Source organism: Bradyrhizobium sp. BR 1433 (assembly GCF_051547665.1).
Lineage (GTDB): Bacteria > Pseudomonadota > Alphaproteobacteria > Rhizobiales > Xanthobacteraceae > Bradyrhizobium > Bradyrhizobium australafricanum.
In genome coordinates this window covers 2,989,913-3,011,456 of sequence record NZ_JBPUGG010000001.1, presented here as the reverse complement: position 1 = coordinate 3,011,456, position 21,544 = coordinate 2,989,913, and the positions used below count along the sequence as shown (strand labels likewise).

General features: G+C 60.3%; 9 protein-coding genes and 2 pseudogenes. 8 read left to right on the top strand and 3 right to left on the bottom strand.

All coding sequences use genetic code 11. The features are described 5' to 3' along the window. Positions 1-273: 273 nt before the first annotated feature. Positions 274-2,034, top strand: coding sequence for an adenylate/guanylate cyclase domain-containing protein (locus ACSKB9_RS14835; protein WP_438074032.1), 1,761 nt, complete (start codon positions 274-276; stop codon positions 2,032-2,034). Between the two features lie 1,973 nt (positions 2,035-4,007). On the opposite strand, the gene istB is transcribed toward ACSKB9_RS14835, so the two are convergent. Continuing rightward, entirely contained in the window at positions 4,008-4,751 is a 744-nt protein-coding gene (gene istB / locus ACSKB9_RS14830) for an IS21-like element helper ATPase IstB (RefSeq protein ID WP_076828398.1), read from the bottom strand. Between the two features lie 11 nt (positions 4,752-4,762). Then, positions 4,763-6,300, bottom strand: a pseudogene (istA, locus tag ACSKB9_RS14825) (IS21 family transposase). 1,018 nt (positions 6,301-7,318) lie between these two features. Between istA and ACSKB9_RS14820 the strand changes: the two are divergent. The 3 genes and pseudogenes from ACSKB9_RS14820 (at position 7,319) to ACSKB9_RS14810 (ending at position 11,221) form a co-directional block, all read left to right on the top strand. After that, positions 7,319-8,272 (top strand): annotated as a pseudogene (locus tag ACSKB9_RS14820) (class I SAM-dependent methyltransferase). 515 nt (positions 8,273-8,787) lie between these two features. Next, on the top strand, positions 8,788-10,074 hold the full coding sequence (locus tag ACSKB9_RS14815) for a glycoside hydrolase family 28 protein (protein WP_438074030.1): 1,287 nt from the start codon (positions 8,788-8,790) through the stop codon (positions 10,072-10,074). A 169-nt stretch (positions 10,075-10,243) separates the two neighbouring features. Continuing rightward, on the top strand, positions 10,244-11,221 hold the full coding sequence (locus ACSKB9_RS14810; protein WP_438074029.1) for a pectinesterase family protein: 978 nt from the start codon (positions 10,244-10,246) through the stop codon (positions 11,219-11,221). A 262-nt stretch (positions 11,222-11,483) separates the two neighbouring features. On the opposite strand, the gene ACSKB9_RS14805 is transcribed toward ACSKB9_RS14810, so the two are convergent. Continuing rightward, a complete protein-coding gene (locus ACSKB9_RS14805) occupies positions 11,484-11,861 on the bottom strand; it encodes a transposase (RefSeq protein WP_438074027.1) in 378 nt (125 codons plus the stop codon). Positions 11,862-12,954: 1,093 nt separating this feature from the next. Here ACSKB9_RS14805 and ACSKB9_RS14800 point away from each other — a divergent pair. The 4 genes from ACSKB9_RS14800 to tssM all read left to right on the top strand — a co-directional run bounded on the left by ACSKB9_RS14800 (position 12,955) and on the right by tssM (position 21,354). Continuing rightward, on the top strand, positions 12,955-14,148 hold the full coding sequence (locus tag ACSKB9_RS14800; protein ID WP_438074025.1) for a hypothetical protein: 1,194 nt from the start codon (positions 12,955-12,957) through the stop codon (positions 14,146-14,148). Between the two features lie 534 nt (positions 14,149-14,682). Further along, positions 14,683-16,056: a Ulp1 family isopeptidase gene (locus ACSKB9_RS14795; RefSeq protein WP_438074024.1), complete on the top strand. Its 1,374-nt coding sequence runs from the start codon at positions 14,683-14,685 to the stop codon at positions 16,054-16,056. Positions 16,057-16,902: 846 nt separating this feature from the next. After that, positions 16,903-17,775 (top strand): type IVB secretion system protein IcmH/DotU, encoded by an 873-nt coding sequence (gene icmH / locus ACSKB9_RS14790; protein WP_438074022.1) that lies wholly within the window; start codon positions 16,903-16,905, stop codon positions 17,773-17,775. A gap of 12 nt (positions 17,776-17,787) precedes the next feature. Beyond that, positions 17,788-21,354 carry a type VI secretion system membrane subunit TssM gene (tssM, locus tag ACSKB9_RS14785; protein WP_438074020.1) on the top strand — a complete coding sequence of 1,189 codons (3,567 nt, stop codon included), beginning with the start codon at positions 17,788-17,790 and terminating at the stop codon, positions 21,352-21,354. The last annotated feature ends 190 nt before the right edge of the window (positions 21,355-21,544 follow it).

Below are 21,544 nucleotides of genomic sequence, written 5' to 3'. Positions count from 1 at the left end.
ACAACTGGACCACGCGCCCTTCAAGGCCGCAACCTCCGAAAGAACGTCATCTGACCGGCCTGGCGCTCTCCGGCACACTGCGGGCGCGCCCATCCGTCCGTGAATCGCGCGCGGTTGGCCGTTAAAACAGGCAGAATTCGATACCGAGGTCGATCTCGCCGATCTCGTACGCGGGTTGGCGGGGCCTACGCCGGTGTTTGGAGTGCGATAGACACTTCATGGTTCTGACAATAGACTTTGATTAAAGATCGGATCGGATCAGGGCGGGCTTTTATGGCCGCAGACCGCGTCGAACGGCGACTGAGTGCTATTTTCGTGGCCGATGTGGCCGGCTACAGCCGCCTAATGGGTGCTGATGAGGAGGGTACGCACGCCCGGCTGAACGAACATCTGTCCGCGCTCGCCCATCCCGAGATCGAAAAGCACGGCGGGCGGCTCATCAGAAGCGCCGGCGACGGAATCTTAGTGGAGTTTGCCAGCGTGGTCGGCGCGATGCGATGCGCCGTCGCGATACAGCGTGGCATGATCACCAGAAACGCCGATGTGCGAATCGAGAAACGGATCGAGTTCCGCATTGGTATCAATGCCGGCGACATCATTATCGAAGGCGGCGATATCTTTGGCGACGGGGTAAACGTTGCGGCTCGGCTCGAGGCGCTTTGCGAGCCGGGCGGTATCTGTGTGTCGCAACGCGTGCGAGAAGATACGCAGGATAAAGTAGACGTCGAATTCGAGGATAGTGGCGAGCATCAACTGAAGAACATCGCGCGGCCGGTGCGGGTCTATCGCGTATCGTTCGGCAACGTTCCGGCGCGACCCGCGCTTGCGCTTCCCGAAAAGCCATCGGTCGCTGTCCTGGCTTTTGAGAATATGAGTCGCGACCCGGAGCAGGAGTACTTTGCGGATGGAATTTCGGAAGACATCATCACCGAGTTGTCCCGCTTCTCGGACTTGTTCGTGATCGCACGCAATTCGAGTTTTCGATACAAGGGCAGAGCGGTTGATTTGCGTCGGGTGGGTCGAGAACTCGGCGTGCGCTATGTTTTGGAGGGTAGCGTTCGTCGGGGCACTGACCGAGTTCGGATCACGGCACAGCTGATTGATGCTGCAAGTGGCGTCCACCGCTGGGCCGAGCGCTATGACCAGAAGTTGAAGGATGTATTTGCGATCCAGGACGACGTGGCGCGGACGATCGCCGCAATTCTGGTCGCGCATGTCAACATGGCGGAAGCCGAACGCACCTTGCTCAAGCCGCCCGCGACTTGGCAGGCCTATGATCACTACATGCGCGCATCTGCGGCCTGGATATCGTTTCAGTCCTCGTGGCAAATGGCGGAATTATTGAGGACACGAGGTCACCTTGCGGATTCGCTGGCCATCGATCCGAAATATGCCCGTTGCTATACAATGCTGGCCAGCACGCACCGGGTGGCTTGGCTCAATCCCCTGAATGATGAATATTTGCGCCCGACTATCCTTGATCTGGCCATCAAACTGGCGCGCACGGCAATTGCGCTCAATCCGAGCCTGCCCGAAGCCTATGCTGAATTGGGCTATAACATTGTCCGGAGGCGCGACTTCGACGCAGCGACTGCCGCTGCCGAAAGAGCGCTTGCGTTAAACCCCAATTTCGCGGATTACCGCCTTGCGCAAATATTCTACTCGGTGGGAGAGCCGACAAGAGCTATTGCCATCGCCAAGCTGCAAATGCGCCTTGATCCATTCCATCCACATTTTGCGCCGTTGATGGCCGGCGTAGCTCACTACCACCTCAAAGAGTACCACGATGCCCAACATTGGTTGGCTGAAGCGATTGGCCGCGCGCCCAATCACCAGTATGGCCACGCCTTCTTGGCAGCTACGTACGCTCAACTGGGACGAATAGAAGATGCTCGTGCAGAGGCAAGCGAGGTTCTGCGCCTGAATCCAAAATACAGCATCAGCGGGACCCAGAAGCAGGTATCCATTCTCAAACGCGCCGAAGACTTGGAACATTTGGTTGATGGCCTGCGAAAGGCCGGCCTTCCACCATAATCTTAACAAATGCGCAGCGGCAAACCGGGCTGCAGGATCGAGCCGAGTAGGCAAAGCGTAGGTCGCCAGGGTACGAGGCGGCAGCAGGAGCGAGGGCGACCAGCGCGGTTGAAGTTGCACTCTGACGAAGAGTTGGACGGCCATCGGCCCCAGTTTCTCCGTAGGGGCTGGGGCCGTTTTCCATTGCTGTTGAGGAACGAGGACACCGCCCTGACAATCCAAGGCGCCCAGTCTGGACCGGGCACGAACAAATCACTTGAACGCGGCGCACTACGGCTTCTTCGGCGTTGCCGGGGCCTCGACCGTTGCGCTCATCATTTTGCGTGAGCTGGCCTCTCATCGGATGACGATCTATCTCACTGGAGACTCGGCCTCAGCTTGCATCCTCTCTCTGAGGCGAGCGCAACCGCCGGTGTGGTCCGCGGGGGGCTCTGTGCGCTGCAGAATTTATATCGCGCCATTCAACGGCTCACCGCCGCGATTTGGATCCAGCTTCTTTAAGAAGCCGTTGGTGAGGCGGACAAAGCGCTTCTGCGTCATCCGCCGCGTGAGCTGCTGGCGCTCCAAATAGATGAGCTTCGGCAGGAAAGGAAAATTCAGTTTGCTGGGCGGAGTGAGATCGGGTCGTTAAGGATCCGCCAGGAGGCCGCCAACTGAGCCGCCTCCTATTAAGCGGTCCCAGCAACCTTGGGGGCCGGCGTAGCGGCGGTTGCTGGGACCATCTACCCGCCCCGAGGGCTAGGTCTCGCAAAGAAGCGGTGGGCCCGCCAAATGAGATACCCTACTGCACATACATTGCTATGCCGATCATGACGAGCGGGCTTAGCCCGAATAGCACAATAATCACGCTGTTAAGTATGTCACTGCCCATGACACAACTCCTGCGTTGGCACTGGAACCTACGCCCGGACAACTCGACAAGCTAGTGCAATTGATGTCGTTCACTCCGTACACAACGGAGGAGGGCGCCACATTCCACTCGCCGAGCCATAAGAACGGATCGCGACCTATGGTAACTAATGCGTCTACAACATTTTATATGCCTCAGTAGGCCGACCTAGAACATCAGCAAGGTTTGGTTCCGTTCTCTCAGTCCGAACGGGACGTTTGACTGCAGATCGTGCTTCCGGATCGCGGCCGCGAGGTGTGCCGGTCGCGGGCTTGGGCATTCCCACTTCCGGCATGCGAAATAGCCGAAAGATAGCCGCTAATTCACGTTCCGCTGCCGGCTTTTCGCGCCGAGTGGCTTCAAGTGCATCCTGCCTCTACGATGGGATCCCGGAGCGCGCGAAGCGCCAATTGAGCGCTGGGCTTCGTCGACATGCTCCACAACATCAACCCCGGCGATCCAATCGATCTCCTGCTGCACGTGCCGGGCGACGATGTCGATGCGGCTGAGAAGTTGATCGGGGTGGTCCGTAGTGCGAAGGGCGAAGAGCAGCAACTCAGGTCATCATTCCGGACTACGCACGAGCGCCGGCACGCTGATGGCGCTCGGCGCCAATGGGATCGCGATGAGCAACTCGTCCGAGCTCGGTCCGATCGACCCGCAGGTGTCGTCCCAGGCCGGGAACGGCTCAGCGTCGTTATTCCGTGCTGACTACCTCAATGCCTATGACGCCGGGCGACGGCGCTGCGCGACACGCCAGACGATCTCGCCGCAGGGATCGCCTGCTCGTCAGGCGTTCGAATCGGTCGGGTCAGCTAAGTGGTGCGGATTCCGATGATCTCGCCCGGGTGTACCGATTTGATCTCGCCCAGGATTCCGAGATGATCTCGCCCACCATTCCGATTTGATGTCGCCCGGGGCGCGAGGCGTTCTGGCTGTTTGGTTTCTGGCATCGGTGAAGCCGCGGGGTCAACTTGAATCGCGGCTTGAGGCCCTTCTTCGTCTGCTGTTGGTCTGCTGTGGGCATGTGGGCAACGCTCTTTGCGTTGTCCAAGCGCAGCGGCATGTCCACAGCGCCACTGGCTCAGGCCTTTCGATCGGGTTTGCGGGTTCGCCGCAGGCTCTCGCCGTTGAGATCGATCCGGTGAGCGTTGTGGACCAGGCGGTCGAGGACGGCATCGGCGTAGGTGGGATCGCCGATCAGCGCGTGCCATTGATCGACGGGCAGCTGGCTGGTGACGGTGGTGGAGCGGCGGCCGTAGCGGTCCTCGAGGATCTCGAGGAGGTCGTGGCGGGCTGCGGCGTCGAGCGGCTCGAGGCCCCAGTCGTCGAGGATGAGCAGATCGATGCGGCCGAGCGCCCGCAGGAGCCGCGGGTGGCGGCCGTCGCCGCGCGCCAAAGCGAGATCGGTGAACAGCCGCGGGACACGCTGATAGAGCACGGAGCGATTGTCGCGGCAGGCCTTGTTGCCGAGCGCCGAGGCGAGCCAGCTCTTGCCGACGCCGGAAGGTCCGCAGATCAGCAGGTTGGCGTGGTCGTCGATCCATTGGCCTTCGACCAGCATCGTCAGGAGACTGCGGTCGAGGCCGCGCGGGGTGCGATAGTCGATGTCCTCGACGCAAGCCTGCTGGCGCAGCTTGGCGTATTGCAGCCGCTTCGATAGCCGCTTGTCGCGTCGCAGCGAGGCTTCGCGTTCGAGCAGCAGCGCGAGCCATTCGGCATGGCCGAGGCTTGCGGCATCGCCGCCGGCTTCGATGTCGGCAAAGGCCTTGGCCATGCCATGAAGGCCGAGCGCGTGGAGTTGATCGAGGGTCGGATGCGTGAGCAAGGCGTGATCTCCTAATTGTAGTAGCGCGGCCCGCGGATGTTGGGATGAAGGACCGGCGCGTTGTCCGCGGGGCGCTTGGGTGAAGGACGCCGGTCGAGATTGTTGGCAAGGATCGATTTGACCGAACTGTAGGTGCGGGCGCCGATGTCGATCGCCCGCATGGCGGCAGCATCGAGCCGCTCTTGCCCGTAGGATTGGCCGAGCCGGATGATGCCGAGGCAAGCGCGGAAGCCCTGCTCGGGGTGCGCCCGCTCATCGAGGATCAGGTCGCACAGCGCCGCGGTGGCCGGCCCGATCGTGGCGGCCTCCTTGCGAATGCGCTCGATGGTCCAGCCGGCGTAGCGCCGATGACTGGACGCCATGTGTTCCGGCACGGTGGTGTGCTTGTGGTTGCCGCTCATGCGCTGATGCGCGGCGATCCGCTCGCCCTTGTGGAAAATCTCGACGGTGCGGGCGGTGAAGCGCACCTCGACTTCGGCGCGGACGAAGCGATGCGGGACGCTGTAGTAATGCGCCTCGACCTCGACGTGATAGTCGATGCTGACCCGGCAGATCCGCCACTCGGCGAACACGTAGGGGCTCTCCGGCAAGTCCTTGAGCGCCGGCCGGTCGATCTCCTCCAATAGCTTGCGGCGGGTCACGCCGAGCCGCCGGATCGGCCGCTCCTCGTTGAGCCGGGTCATTAGCTCGGTGATCGCCGCGTTGACCTCGGCGAGGCTGTGGAAGGTGCGGTGGCGCAGCCGCCCGAGCAGCCAGCGCTCGACCATGAGGACCGCCTGTTCGACCTTCGCCTTGTCCCGTGGCCGTCGCGGCCTCGCCGGCAGAATGGCGGTGCCGTAATGCGCCGCCATGTCGGCGTAGCTGCGGTTGATCTGCGGATCGTAGCGGCAGGCCTTGATCACTGCGACCTTGGTATTGTCCGGCACCAGCAGCGCCGGCACGCCGCCGATCGCCTCGAAGGCGCCGACGTGGCCGCTGATCCAGTCGGCGAGCCCCTGCGTCCAGGTCGCCTGCGCGTAGGTGAAGCTCGATGCGCCGAGCACCGCGACGAAGATCTGCGCGGCGCGTCGCTCGCCGGTGAACCGGTCGATTACCACCGGCACGCCGTCGCCGGCATAGTCGACGAACAGCTTGTCGCCGGCCGTATGCGACTGGCGCATCGTCACCGACAGGCGGCCTTCCCAGGCGCGATAGAGCTCGCAGAACCGCGAATAACGATACCCGCCGGGTTCGCCCGCGATGTACTCGTCCCACAGGATCGACAGCGTCACATGCTTGCGCCGGAGTTCGCGGTGTACCGCCGCCCAGTCCGGCTCGGCCTGCCGGCGATGGCCCCGCCGGGCGCCGGGACCGGCTCCCGCGCTGGCGAACAGCCGGGCTTCCAGCGCAGCGTCGGTGATGTCGTCGGGCAATGGCCAGGTCAGCCCCGCCGCCTCGAACCGGTGGATCGTCAACCGCACCGTCGAAGGGGCTGTCCCACCCGCCGCGCAATCTCGCGGGTCGGCATCCCGGCCGACTTCAATCTGATCACATCGCGCACATGGCGCATCGCAAACCTCTCCGTCGGCATCCAGGTCCCCCTTCGCAAAGCCGAAAGGCGGGACCGTATCGGAGCCAGAAGAGGCCTCGTCACCCCGGGCGACATCATCCCGGAATGGTGGGCGAGATCATCTCGGAATGGCGGGCGACATCAAATCGGAACGGTGGGCGAGATCATTCCGGAATCGTGGGCGACATCGAGCGGAATCAGCAAAGTGGCAAAGGCGTGGAGTGCGCCCACCCGTAGGATACCGGGAACCTCTTCCACACGCGCCAAGGTTGCGTTACGCTCGTAACCTCAAGAGGAGTGGCCGCTGTGGCGAGTGAGAAGCGAGTCAGTATTGAGGAGCAGTCGGCCATACTGCCGCGTCTTCGCCGCGTGCAAGCGTGGCGCAGAGCTCGCTTCCAGCGCCTCCTATCTGATCCCAACATCGCTCAGAATGACCCGGGAAGGCTCAAGTCCATAAAGGCCGCGCAACTTTACACGGCCGTTTCGATGCGCGCGGAAGCCATCCTACGAGGCCTGATCGATCGCTAAAGCGCGCCCGCCCGGCCATGATGTAAGAGCTTTGGGCTCTGCGTGATCAAATCATCAGCGAGATGTCGCAGATACCCGCCTAGGATGTCTAAACCAAGGTATGAGTTGCTGCACCCCCTGACATCAATAGGACTCGCGCACGAAATCTGACCTTTTCGCGAGGTCAGCTCCGAGACGCTCGGCGATTTGGGGTTCGGTGAGCCCAGCGTTGAAAGATCGGGGAATCATCGAGTGCGGCCAAGCCGCGCAGGTGGCAGCACCTCGATTGCAAGGGCGGCAGGATTTCACGCGCGAACACGTCAGCGCAGTATGGAAATCTGGTGCGTTTGCCTTGGGATCGTGATTGCGCGTCGATGAGGTGCGCCTCTTGATGGTTATGATCGCCGGGTTCGATCCGTATCGGCCAGATGGGGTTTATGCGTCGGCTGATCTCTGCAATAAGGCACCGAGTGACTGAGGGCTGCAACCGTCGAGCGGCCCGTAAGATGAAATGGGGGACGCTGAGTTGCGATCAGATTTTTCGCGTATCAACCAGTCTAAAGCTATCTTCGATGATATTTATGCTTTGGATGATCCGAGAGCATATTTCTCTGTCTGGGAGACTTGGATTATATGATTCCGGACGTGGCTGAGCCGGTTGTGCGTCAGATTCTGGCAGCGAAAACTTCGGCAACCGGCCTTAAGCCGGTCGTGCTTGATGTTGGCTGTTCATACGGTATCAACGCCGCGGTGCATCGGTTTCCGCTGACCTTCGCGGGCTTGCGTCATCGCTACGCCCGGCGCGAGATGAGGGCGATTAGTTCTGCAGACACTGGTGCGTCTCGATCGCAATTTTTATGCAGCTTGGCCTGATGTCGGCCTCGCGCGATTTATCGGTCTCGATGTATCGGCGCCTGCGATCAGCTATGGGACGGGTGTTGGTCTCCTTGAGCAGGGGATTGTCGCTGATCTTGAAAAGGAGACGCTATCGACGGACAGCGCGCGTATTATCCGCCCCACCGACGTTATCATGTCGACGGGCTGCATCGGCTACGTTACCGAGAAGACGTTCAGCAAGGTTCTCGATGCGACGGAGAAGCGTCCATGGATCATCTCCTTCGTGCTACGAATGTTCCCATTTGATTCCTTGGCTGCGACGTTCGCGAAGCGTGGCCTTGTGACGGAACGTCTTACAGGCGCAACATTTATTCAGCGTCGCTTTCGCGATGCTGAAGAGTTTGAAAGTTGTTTGGCTACCTTGGCGAGGCTTGGCGTCGATGCGACCGGTCTTGAATCGGAAGGGCTGTTTCACGCCGATCTGATCTTGTCCCGGCCCGAGGCGGATGCGCGCGCGAACCCGCTGGAAGACATTGTCACCGTCGCCAGCGGCAGGGGGCGGCCGATTGGGCCACGTTATGTTCATTTTGAGGGGAACGAGGGCCTGCAGGTCGCGCTGGAGCCGTGATGGGTTCGTTTTCCGATGGTGGCCGTGGATGTGGCCCAGGGAATGTCGGTATCGGTGGTTGCGAGCTCCGCAACCACTCAAATTTGCAAGGAAGCAAGTCCTGCCCAACGCCAGTCCGTGATTTTGCCTTCTTCGGCAATATTCGAGACGCAGCTGAATCGCGTAGGAAAGCCGGCATTTTGCGGACCATAGCGTCGCCAGACCCAAGACAACTGGTGGTTTGCCGAGGAGGGCGCCGCTGAAGACAATTGGTCTCAGAGCTGCATTCTGGACGATAGTGGCGAGAACGCCGGCTGGGACCACCGGTTGGCCCGGCGCTGCGACACCACATCGCCGGCGCCTTGAACCGTATCCAACTCGTCCGCAGTCTTAACCGGGACGAGAGCGCCATCCTGGGTTGGCTTATTAAGGTCACCTTGCGCGCGCCACAGAGAAGGGCGGCGCTGCTCAAGCTCGCGTTCCCATCGGGCGCAGTTCACGCGGCAAAATGCACGCAGCAATGCATGAGAATGTAAATGACAAATCTTTCCCGCTACTGGGCTCTACCCCTCGCAATCTCAATGGCATTTTGCCCAGCCGGCCAGGCGAAAGACCGCCGCATTGTCGCCGAGCCAATTGCGCCGCGCGATGTTTGCGCCCGCCCGGAGGCCTCTGGAACGAACGACACAGCCGCGTTGCAGGATGCCATTGCCCATTGCCCCGCCGGTGCTGCGGTCTATTTGGCGCGCGGCGAGTTCCTGTCAGGTCCACTCGAGATGAAATCGGACGTCACGCTATGGATCGAGCGGGGCGCCACGCTTTTTGCGATCTCGGACCCGAACGCGTATGACAGGGGCTTGGGACATTGCGGTCGCATCGCAAGTAAAGGTGACGGCTGCCGCCCGTTCATCAGCTTTTCCAAGACGCGCGGTGGCGGCATCTATGGCGAGGGCATCATCGATGGCCAGGGCGGGGCACCCATGGTCGGCAGCGCCGAAACTTGGTGGGAGCTGGCTCGCCGGGCGCAAAACGAGCATGGCAATCAGAACGTCCCGCGCTTGATCCAGATCGACCACGCGCAGGACATTGCCTTCCACGGCATCACGTTGCGCAATGCGCCTAGTTTTCACGTGGCGATGAACCGCGTCGAAGGTGCTACCTTTTGGGGCGTCACCATCGAAGCACCCGCCGACGCCCGCAACACCGACGGCATCGATCCTGGCGCCAGCCAGGATGTGACCATCACCCATAGTGTGATCCGTACCGGAGACGACAATGTGGCAATCAAGGCCGGCAATAACGGTCCTACCCGCTATGTCTCCATCGTCGATAACTATTTCGGCTGGGGACATGGAATGTCGATCGGCAGCGAGGTGAGCTCCGGTGTGAGCGACATTCTCGTGCGCGGCCTGATTCTCGACGGCACGACATCGGGCTTGCGCATCAAGAGTGATGTCAGCCGGGGCGGCCTGGTGGAGCGGGTGACCTATGAGAATGTGTGCCTGCGCGGCAACCATTGGCCGATCATGTTCGATACAAGATATGATCCACGCGCCCAAGGTGACAGCATTCCCCTCTATCGCCAGATTGTGCTGCGCCATGTTCGTGGCGATGGAGGTTCGCTGGTGATGCGTGGGATTGATAAGACGCATGCCCTCGAGATCACGCTGGATGACGTGCGATTTGCCGATTCCGCAACCTGGCAGGTGGAAAATACCAATGTGACCGTGGGGCGCGCCGGCGTGTCGCCACCGCTTCCAAGCCGAGCTGCCGGGGGGCTATCTCACGGATCGGAGTGTGCAAAAGTATTTCCCAATCGTTAGGTAGCCATCAGACCGGCGTGACGCTGACCCGGGCACCGCCAAAGTGAAGCTGCCGTGCCATGCACATTGACGGGGCCTGGGCTTTCGCTGCGGATTGCTTGATGACACAAGGCGCAACATCCGAGCGTGCTCGAAATACTGCACTTGGCTCGACGAAGGTAAGACCGTGATGAGAGCTTTCGCGCTTGCAATAGTGCTGGCTGGGTGTTTGCGCTTCTCGGAAGCATCTGCGCAGCCACTTTTGGTCTCGCAAGCCTCTGATAAGGCCTATCACTCTCTGCAGTCAGCCATAGACGCACTACCGCCGCAAGGCGGCGCTATTCTGATCGCGCCGGGCACCTATCGCGAGAAGGTCAAAGTCTCGAAACCAGGTGTTCATATCAAAGGCACCGGCAAGCGACCGCATGACACGGTTATTGTCTACGGCGACGGTGCAATCAATGTTGGGGGAACCTCTCATTCCGCGACGCTGGACGCTTCAGGTGACGACTTTCGGCTCGACAACCTGACCGTCCAGAACGACTACTCCCTCAATCCGGCTAATCCACCTTCGCAGGCCGTGGCGCTGTCCTTAACCGGAGATAAGGACGTTATCACTCGGGTCCGCCTGCTCGGCGCACAGGATACCCTGTTCGCCAACAAGGGGCCGGATGGCCGGATGTCGCGCCAGTACTTCTGGACTGCTACATCGAGGGGCACGTCGATTTTATATTTGGCAACGCCAAAGCCTTTCCGGCATTGTGAGTTGCATGGTGTCGCCAACCATGCGGTCGTCTATACCGCACAAAGTAGAGCATCGCCGGACGAGGATAGCGCCTACGTATTCGATCATTGCAGGTTGAGCGCCGATCCAGCCGCGCGCGATATTGCCCTCGGCCGTGCCTGGCGCCCCTATGCTGCTGTGATTTTCTTGTCAGCCGATATAGATGCGCCCGTGATCTCCGAGGGCTGGCGCGAATGGACACCCGGCAAGACCAAGACCCTGAGGACGGCCTATTATGCCGAATACAAGTCAACAGGCATCGGGGCCAATCCCACACGCCGCGAGCCATACGCTCATCAGCTCACTGACGACGAGGCCCCCCGATGGTCTCTCAAAGCGTTCTTCGCGGGTGCCACAGATTGGCTGTCGTACCAACCAAACTGAATGCGCCTAATTAGCGTCATGTGATTCTCTGCGCGCATCGACCTCATCCCGACGGGACTGGCCCGGCCGACGATCGGCGCCACCATCAGCGGCATCGTTCACATGCTCTCAATCAGGTGCTGGCTGGCGCGAGTTCCGCGTAAGTTATGACCCTTGCAGACCATCTACGATCGCTCAATCATTGCGCCAAGTACGGGCGATGGGGGGTGCAATCTTCCAGCGCTGGCAAGATTGCGTCGCGCGGAACTCGATTCGATCTCGATCAAAGTTCCGGCGGAAGGGGAAGCACAATCAGGCGATCGGCCGCTCCTTTGGCCGCTCGACAAAAATCCATGCGCTGAGCGATCCATTCTGCCGGCCGCTCGTCCTTTGTTGGATCCCGGCGCCACGACGCCGACATCGGCGCTCGCCCATCCATGCGCGCGCTCATCGCCGGCAAAGGCAACCCGCCTGCGAGCTGAGCTCGTCGTTGCGCGCCAAGGCCGTAATCCCCAACGATCGTATCGTCATCCATCGCTTCGACAAACCTGCTTAGAAACGTTCGAAATGTGTTCGAGCGCAGCTTCTGTGGGCTCAAGGACTTCCGCCGCATCGCCACCAAACACGCAAGCTCTTTGGGAACTTCTTGGCCACTGTTCATCTCGGCTCAATTGAGGCGGGACATTAAGCGTGTAGGCAGGCGGCGGATGTGGACCGTAATGAGAAAGATCGTCAGCGCCCATTCTCGGCCACTTGGTGCGACAGGTTGGGACCATAACCACAGTTTATTCCTGGGTTAGATGTCAGGAATGCACTTTCAGCTAAGCCCTCAAATGCTGGCGATGTGTCGGCTCAGGTCCAGGCGTATACGATTAGCGCTCCTGGCCTTTCATTGAAGTGAGTACAGATGAATTTCGTCTCAATGAATTGGGTGCGTCAGGAAACGGATAGCGGGGACGCGCAAGATGCCTCTGCGGCCGGCTCGTCGGCAGAAGCGCCGGCCTTTCAGAGGCAGCTGAGCGAGGTCGCTCGCCCATCCGCTCCCGTGCTCATGCAGGTCCGCGCCCAAGCGGATGCAACAGGATCTGGGGCGCGGCCCGTCATGCGGGCGAGCAGGCGCCCATATTCGCCGGCTCCGGACGGTGAAGGAACAATGCTGAACGCTGCGGCACTCATGGAGCCGGGCCGTGTCGTGGGTCGCGCGGTCGGGCACAGCGCTTCGCATGGAGCTGTCGATTGGCCAGAGGTTCTTCCTGCGGGAGATCAGGAACAATTTCAGGGGATCATGGACGAGCCCCGCCCTGCGTCATCTCTGGAGCCAACCGGAGAGCATGAGGCGATGCCGGGCGGCTCAGCGCAGCAGAAGAGCCAGCCAATTGGGGTGTTGGTAGGTCGCAGCGAGAAGCCGCTTTATGCGGAAGATGCACTCCTTATTCCCGGGCTTAAGCAGGCGCTCCTCAAAGGGGGAGCCGATGAGAGCACCGCCACGAGCAACGTCGGTCATCTGCGCAGCTTCGCCCGCTGGCTCTTTGCAAACAGAAAGCCCAGCATTGCTGCTCGGCTTCATGACGATTTAATGGACGAAGATGTCGATGAGTTCATAGCAAAAGGTGGAACGACGAACGTCCGTTGGGCATTAGCTGATCTGCGGACTTCTCAGTCGACGGGAGGAATCGCGCCGATCGCTGGCCGCCCTGACCTGGCTCCCTATCCCGAGGACGTGACTTCTCATCAAACAGTACAAACAACAGGCAGTGACGACCGGAACTGCAAGTACCGCCAGAACCTATGCAACTCTTCTCACGGATTTCAGCCACTACCTTCGTGCAAACAACCAGCCGGGCATTGCGGCGCGGCTTCACGACGAGACATGGAATGAGGAAGAAGCGCTGAATGAAGAGATCAAGCGCTTCAAGGACGCCGGTGGTCATAGAAGTATCGGCGCGGCACTTGAACATCTCCGTGAGGGAGCGAGAAAACTCAGCGCTCCCCCTTTTTATTCCGAAGACGCACAGATGATTTCCGCACTTCAAGACGCACTCGTCGAAGCGGAGTACAAGGAGATCACCGCTAAGGCGAATTATATTCGTCCTCTTCGCAGATTCAGCCGGTGGCTTTTTGCAAACAACAAACCGTGCATCGCTGCTCGACTTAACGACGAGTCGCTGGCCAGCGATGCTGCGGTGTTCGATAAGAGTAAGAGGCGGCTCGTTCTTTGCGCACTAGATCGTCTTCGCGCCTCCCAGTTGCCGTGCGGAGTAGCGTCAATCACGCGCCGGACCGGGGACATTGAGGCCACGGCTGAGCAGGGCGGGGCGCGGCCAGCCTTCAGTTGGCCAGCGCAACTCTCTGAGGGAGACGATCAGGATTTATATTTTGGGAGGACCGACGAAGCCGGTGCATCGTCCAGTCTTCAGCCGCCGCGGCATAGCCAGGCACTGGATCCTGCACAGTCCCTGCCTCCCTTGAACTGGCGCCATCAGGCCCACGAATTGACGGATGAAGCTCGCGGCCAACTCGTGACGGGCGAGCAGAATCTCGTCAGCGAGGAGCATGACACAGGGAAGTTAAGATCAGCCAAGAGGCAGAAGACGCTAAGCAACCCCGAGGGCGTCGCCGTTGAGTCGCAACTGATGCAGATCCCATCGCATCAACTGGGGACGCCGCCATCGCAGGGGCAAGCTCCGACGCTCTCGCGTGCGCACGAATACGCCCCAGCGATCCCAGACACCGCTAGGCAGCACGACGCATTACGTGACGCCGTCAGTTCGCCACTGGTCCTCTCGAAGGGACACGCTCACAATCTGCGATCGGCGATCGTGGCCAACAGCCCATCACGGTCCGCCTTGATCCAGCCTGAGCAGCTCCAGAGGGCAGAACAAGCTGGACCGCAGGAACCCATCGGCTCCATCTCGACCCTGGCCACGGCAGATGCCGCTCGACTTTGATTGGAGCATGTGGCCGAGCTCGGAGACTGCGCCACCCTTGGCTGTCCCAGCCCAGATTTCGTCGACATCTTACCTGTTGCGTGAAGGTGCTAGCTTTCCGAGCACACTGAATATATCTGCGTCCGGAGGCCTGCAGCCGCCGGAGCAGCTGACCGGCGAGCAGCTCCCGGCCCAAGACGCGGAGCTCTTGGCGAGGTTTCGTGTACACAGCGAGCTGCGCAAGCTCACCCCTGGGGCCATCAAGAACAGTGTTTCCCAGCTTGGAGCATTCGTTCGTTGGATTAACGCAAGTTATAGGGGGCCTATAACTTCCCGGCTGCGAGACGGTTCATCGCTGGACGAGGAAATTGCGGCATACAGGAGTTTGGGCCGTGATCGTCAGAACAGCATTAAATCGGCTCTAGACGTTCTCCGGACGCTCTTGCGTGGGGGGAAGAAGCCGAAGCCCCCCAACCTCGAGTTCTTGGTGCCCCCCGTCGCCGGGATCCTCATCCCGAAGATGCCCCGCTCATCGAGGGCGCGCTCCGCCAAGCCTTGAACGATCTTAAAGATCCGACTGCAAAGCTAAGGGAGGCTGCACAAAAGCGCGCGACACGCCTTCGTGCGCTGAGTGCGTGGCTTAGAGACAATAGCAAAGGGAGCATTATCGGGCGACTAAACGGCTCCAGCAGGGAGCAGTTATCGCTCGACAATGACGTGGTAGCATTCCTACGGACTAAAGCCAGAGTACACGGCCCCGATTTGTCGCATCTTCGCAGCTACTTAAAACTCGTCAGGGCGAACCGAGAACTGGGGCTATCGGGCTCTGAGCATCCGATCTCGCCGGCCGCGCAGATCGGACAGCATTCCGGCTCGGCGCAGGATCTTCCCTCAAGCCTAGCCAGCGCGGGAGCTAGGGCTTGGTTTGATGAACAGATGCAAGAACCAGCAGCACCATCCAGGCCCCTGTCACAGGGTAAGGGCACGCTATCCGTTGATCTGAATGCGCCGACGCCGTTCGAGTTGCACGATGATGCTGACTTCACGCCGGCGCATCCTGCCGGGCCTCGTTCAGACACCTACAGCGGCTTAGAATCTTTTGTTGATCTGAATGCATCGACGCCGTCCGAGTTGCACGATGATGCTGACTTCGCGCCTGTGCATCCTGCCAGGCCTCGTTCAGACACCTACAGCGGCCTAGAGTCTTATGTTGATCTGAACGCGCCGACGCCGCGAGAGCTGCGTGATGATGCTCGTTATGCGCCGTCCCGGCGTACATCCGTCGATGGCCAGATCAAGATCGGGGCTTTGGATCCGACAGCCACCTTCCGGGGCCATAACGGACTAGAGCTCGGCGCCATGGAATGGCTGGGCGACGAGCATATTCACGGGGATTACGAGCTACTAGCGCAAGAGTTGCGGCGCGACCACCCGCAACTCGCCGCCCGGACGAATTTCGTCGATCCCTTGATCGCCCACTATCGACTGCGCTTCGGCGAGCAGTCAGACATGCTGCGCGCATTCCAGCGTATCGTCTACGATCCGAACGGTAATGATACCGCCGACTTCCTGTTCCTGCCAGTGAACGATGCTACGGATCCTAATAGTGTCGGCAAGCATTGGTCGCTGCTGCTTCTTGATCGCCGCACGCGAAGAGAACCGGTTGCCTATCACTACGACTCTGTCCGGGGACACAACCACGAAGCGGCAGCGCAGCTCGCACGGCGGCTGTGCGCCCGCCTTGAGTCACCGGTCATGGCCCAGCAGCGGAACAGCTACGACTGCGGTGTCTTTGTGGTCGACGGCACACGGGCGCTGGTTCGACGATTGGCACAAGGAGAGTGGCCAGAGCGGCTGCATCTCGACAATCTCGTCGTCAACAGGCAGTCCCTCCAGGACCGGCTTCGGGCTCATCCCGGCTTGCGCTAATGGAGCTGGCAGGAGCGGCTCTCCCGAAGACGAGACCGTCGGCTCGCTGAGCGAGTGAATCAGGACAACACCTCGCTCCGCTTTTGAATTAGGCCGGTCCGGCAGTTGAGATCCTCGCTCTTCATATCGTTGGGCAGCCGACAAGGAAGAAGTCGATTGGCGTGCCTGCAAAGACCGAAAATTGGATCTCGATGCCGGGCGGGCGACAGGATGACGGGTGCGAACTGAGGGTCTGATGGTTATCCAGAGCCAGCAGAGGCGATTGTCGGCGCGCTCAACTAAGGATGGATGACCTGGGGGAAGGACAAATCTCAGGTCTCGACCATGTCGATGCTTGTCCGCTCTCTGACAAACCACGCCGCCTTTTGTTTGGCTGAGGACACCTTTCGTCTTTTATTGAGCTCACTGTTTAGAAGCCAAATCAATGTCTTAAGCCACTGGCACAGGCGTTGCTATTAAGATGCCGCAACACTGAGTGGCTGGTGCACGTAGATGCCTAAGACGAGCGATGCTTCCCTTTCCTTGGCCACTGCGCCTCGTTCCGGAGAGAGGGAGCCAGCGCGTCCTCGAATGGACTTTGAGTGCACGACAGAAGCTCCTCTGGCGCATCAGCAAGCCGATCGACGTTCAACAGTTGCAGACAGCGGGGGCGATATCCCACCGCAGCCAATTCGCATGTGACGCACGACCGTGCTGATGAGCAGGGCTGAACGTGTGAGATGCATCCCACACTGCGAGTTGTCGGCGAGAAGGCCTTGGGCTGTAACGCAACACACGCGTTTGGACCGGAGGGCGGGCCGCTGGAGCACGGGCTTGGCTGTACCTGCAATTTCTAGATCCGTGCACATGGATGAGCCGACAGTCATTGGACCGAGGCCAGCTGGTCCAATCCGCGACAGCCAAAGCGGGCAACCTTCCGGTCTTGTTCAACCGAAGGTCGCCGCTCCGACGGTCCCTTATGCGCCAGGGCCCACATCCGACGTCGGCGAAGGCTCGGCAGTCAATGTTGCCGAAATCGTGGCCCACGGCCTCTTCGAGCCAAAGGCGGTGGAGGACACCTTGGTCGCAGCAGCAGCACCGCTCCTCTTGGTCGTCGCGCAGCTTCCATTCGTCAACAATGCCGATATCGACGCGTTGCATCGTGGAATTGTCGAGCAAATCCATCGCTTCGAAGAGCGGGCCGCGAAATACCGGGCCAGCGACGTAATAGCCGCTCGTTATGTGATATGCGCGCTCGTCGACGAGGCCGTGATGACCACGCGCTGGGGCGCTGAAAGCGCCTGGAGTGACAATAGCCTGCTCCAGTTCCATAACGAGACCTGGGGCGGCGACAAGGTCTTTCATATACTAGAGCACATCCAGGCCGAGCCAGCCAAATACCTCGCCTTGCTTAAGCTCATCAATATCTGCCTGTTGATGGGCTTCGAAGGCAGATATCGCGTGGTCGAAGGCGGCCGCGAGCTACTTGAAGATTTGCGCTGCGAGCTCGAGCGTCGCTTGCGGGACCACGCGAGTGCACCGCCCGCCGAGCTATCGAACCAATGGCACGGCATCAGTGCGCGCACGGCCGTGTGCAGTTACGTGCCGTTGAAGATCGCCTTTACGGCTGCCGCCCTCACGGTCCTCATCGGTTACGGCTTTTTTTGGTGGCGCCTCTCCGGAGAACTGGCGCCCGTCGAGCAGCTGCTTGACTTGATCGGTCGGTCCGGACCGCACTAAGGAGAGCTGCAGGTGTTCGGCGCGCAATTCGCGGCATGCTTATCGGTCCGAGGCATCGTGACGCTGATCGGCTTGTCGGCGGCCTGTGTGCTCATCTGGTTCGGCGGACCTTCTTTCGACCTGTTCGGTCGATATCCGCTCCAGTCAGTGACTATTTGCGCCGCCACAATCGCCGCCGTCTTCCCGGCGGCCATGCTCGTCATCCTTGTCCGACGCTGGTCGGCGTGCCGCGCCAATCGGCTTGCCATCAAGTCGCTGATGGAGAGCGAAGGCCTTGTCTCGTCCTGCAGCGATTATAGTCGGGAGGCGGTCGAACTGATCCGTAGTCGCTTCGAGGATACGTTCAAAGTCCTGCGCGATACAGTGTTCGCCCGCAAGCGGGGCGCAAGCTATCTGTTCGAGCTGCCCTGGTACATCGTCATCGGTCCACCGGGCGCCGGCAAGACGACGATGCTGCGCAATTCAGGGCTCGAGCTTTCGCTGGCCGAACGACTCGGCGTCGATCCGGTCGCTGGGGTCGGCGGTACACGAAACTGCGACTGGTGGTTCACCGACGAAGCAATCTTTATCGACACCGCAAGCCGTTGTGCAATCCAGAATACGCATGCCGAGGTCGATCGCGCGGCTTGGCACGGCTTTCTCGATCTTCTCGTTGCGCATCGGCGCCAGCGGCCGATCAACGGCGTCCTGGTCACGATCAGCCTGTCCGATCTCTTGCTGAGCGACAACAATCGGCGGCGGCGGCTCGTCGGCTCAATCCGTTCGCGGATACAGGAGCTTCTGAACAAGTGTGGCATGCGCATTCCGGTCTATGTTCTGGTGACCAAATGCGATCTCGTGTCTGGCTTCGCTGAATACTTCGACAATCTCGACCAGGAAGGCCGTGCTCAGGTCTGGGGCAAGACCTTTCCCCTCGATACGCCGGGCGATCACATCAGTGACGTCGTAACCCTTGAGATTCAGGAGCTTGTCGAGCGCCTCGAGAGCAAACTGGCCTTTCGCATGCAGCAGGAACGCAATCTCAGCCGCCGTTCAGCCATGTACGCGTTTCCGAAGGAATTCTGGAGCATCCGGGCGCCAATCGCCGGCTTCGTGAACGAACTATTCCGCATGAGCCGCTTCGAGGTGCGGCCGATGCTGCGCGGGGTCTACTTTACCAGCGGCACGCAGGAGGGCACGCCGATCGAGCGGGTCAGCGAAGCGATCAGCCGCAGGTTTGGTCTGCACTCCGGGCCGCCCTTGTCTTCAATCGGGCAGGGGAAGGCGTTTTTCATCAAGCGGTTGCTGACCGACGTCATCTTCGCTGAGCAGGGCCTGGCCGGTCGCAATTTGAGGCTCGAACGCAAGCTCGGAGTGCTGCATGGCTGCTTCTATATCGCGGCGGTCATACCGGCGGTGGCTGCATTGGCCCAGTGGTATGATGCCTTCGCCCGAAGCGAAGTGCGCATCGCTGAAACCAGAATAGCCGTACAGACGTTGCAGGCGCACCTTCAAGAAATCCACGAACCACAGGACCTGAAGCAGCTCTTGCCGACCCTTAATGCTGCGCGCCGGTTGCCTCAGGCTGCCAGCGAGGGCACATCGTATGGGTTGCTTGAAGGCTTCGGCATCTCGGCGACCCCGGCCCTGGCGCCGGCTGCGCAGGAGACCTATGACCGCATTCTGGTCGATCGACTCTTGCCCGTTTTCGCCAGCAGGCTTGCTGTCCGCATCGAGGCGTTGTTGCGTGCGGGCAACGATACTTCGTTAGATCAGGCCAAGGAAGCGTTCCGCACGTATTTGATGCTGAGCAATCCGAGGCGTTTCGACCGCGGCAAGGTCGAGCAGGCGGCGCTCACCGAAGTCGCACTGGCGTTCGCGCTCGATACGACATCATCGGACGAGTTGAAAGAGCATTTCTCACGCCTGCTTGAGCTGTTGCCGAAGCCCATCACGACTGACCGGAAATTCGTGATCGCGGTCGGCTCGCGGCTGATGGAGCACCCTCCCGTCGAGCACGTCTACACCCGCTTGTTGCGTGAAGCAGCGCAGAGCACCCAGCTCCGGCCGATCGACCTTGCCAGTCTGCTCGGTTCTGGCGAGCTTGAGATGCGCACTCCACAGATTATATCTCCCGCCATTATACAGCGCGACCCTTTCTATTCGAGCAATGGTGCGATCATCCCCGGCATCTTCACGCGCGACGGGTTTCTCGATTTTCTGCTGCACCGTCTCCCGCTCATCATCAAAGAAGAGCAAAGCGACGACTGGATCCTTGCCGGTAGTCCCCTGGACGCGGCCGATACGCAGCAGCTCGCACTGAAGGTTATAGACCGGTATGTTGACGACTATATTCGCATTTGGACAAGTGCCCTGAGCAACATTCGCGTCGTCAAGTTCGACGACATGCAGCGCGGCGCAGTGATTTTGCGTGGGCTCGCCGGCTCACAAAGCGCGCTGCTGCGGATCATTTCCCTGGTACGCGACCATACAAACCTGCCACCACCCCAAGAGATGACTTCCGGCAAGACAGGCGCTGCCGGGTCCGCCGCGTTTTCGGCAGCATTCGGCGACGCGCCTTGGCCAGGAACACGCATCACCGAAACGTTCTGGCCTCTGGCCCGACTGACCATGGCGGAAGTCCCGGGACAGCCGGCCGGCATGGATCAAATCCGCGACCGTTTCGGTCGCCTTTATGTGACGATGGCCAACATCGCGTCGGCGCCGGATCCCGACCGGACAGCGTTGCAGCTCGTTCAGCGCCGCGCCAAAGATCCAGATCGCGATTCCTTCGGCGCCTTGCGCGCCGATTCTGCGCTGCGGCCGGAGCTCGTCCGCACCATCATGAATGACGTCGCGCTCTCGACTTGGAGCATCGTGCTCAAACAGGCGCACGGTTATGTCAATGCAGTTTGGGTGGGAGAAGTCGTCCCGCTCTGCGCGGCTGCCATCTTCCAACGCTATCCAATGTATGCGACGGCGACTGAGGATATAGCACTGAAGGACTTTAGCGATTTGTTCCGACCCGGCGGCGTTCTCGATGACTTTTTTCAGAGATACTTGTCGCCGCTGGTCGTCAAGGGCCGAAACGGCCTTGCGCTTGCGACCATCGACGGCGCTGCGGTCCCGATCCATGCCAATGCCCTGGCTCAGTTCCAGCGCGCGCAAGAGATTCGGAAGGCGTTTTTCAGCGGCCCCGGCTCGGCGCCCGCCGTTAAGTTCAGCATCAAGCCTGTCTATCTCGCCTCCCATCTGCGGCGCGCGACTTTCGCCATGGATGGCAAGGAGATCTTCTATCGTCACGAGGCGCCGCGCATCTACGAGCTCGAATGGCCGGCCCGAACCGAAGCAAGGACTGCCTCCATCACACTCACCGCCTCGGATGGGACCGAGGAGAAGATTGAGAGCTCAGGTCCTTGGGCATTGTTCCGGCTTGTCGGTGCCTCGCGGCTGTCTTCACGGGGCACCTCCAATCGCTTCACCTTCACGATCGGCGGAGCTGACCGACCCAGTGTGACTTACGAGCTGCGCGCGGAAAGTAAAAGCAATCCGTTCAGCTCGAATGTCCTTCGTTCGTTCCGTTGTCCGAATAACCTGTGACGACAACGCTGTGAGCGCGGTTCCTAACCGTTTTCGGGATAAAAGGGCTAAATGCAGCCGGCTCCAAGTTGGCGGAATACTCGCTTCCACCGAGACGCCGAAACTCCGCCTCCTGTTGATCGCAAGTGGCCGTTCCACACGTCCACGATATGTAGCATCGGCTTCGAAATGATCCTGCATTGCCTGCTCA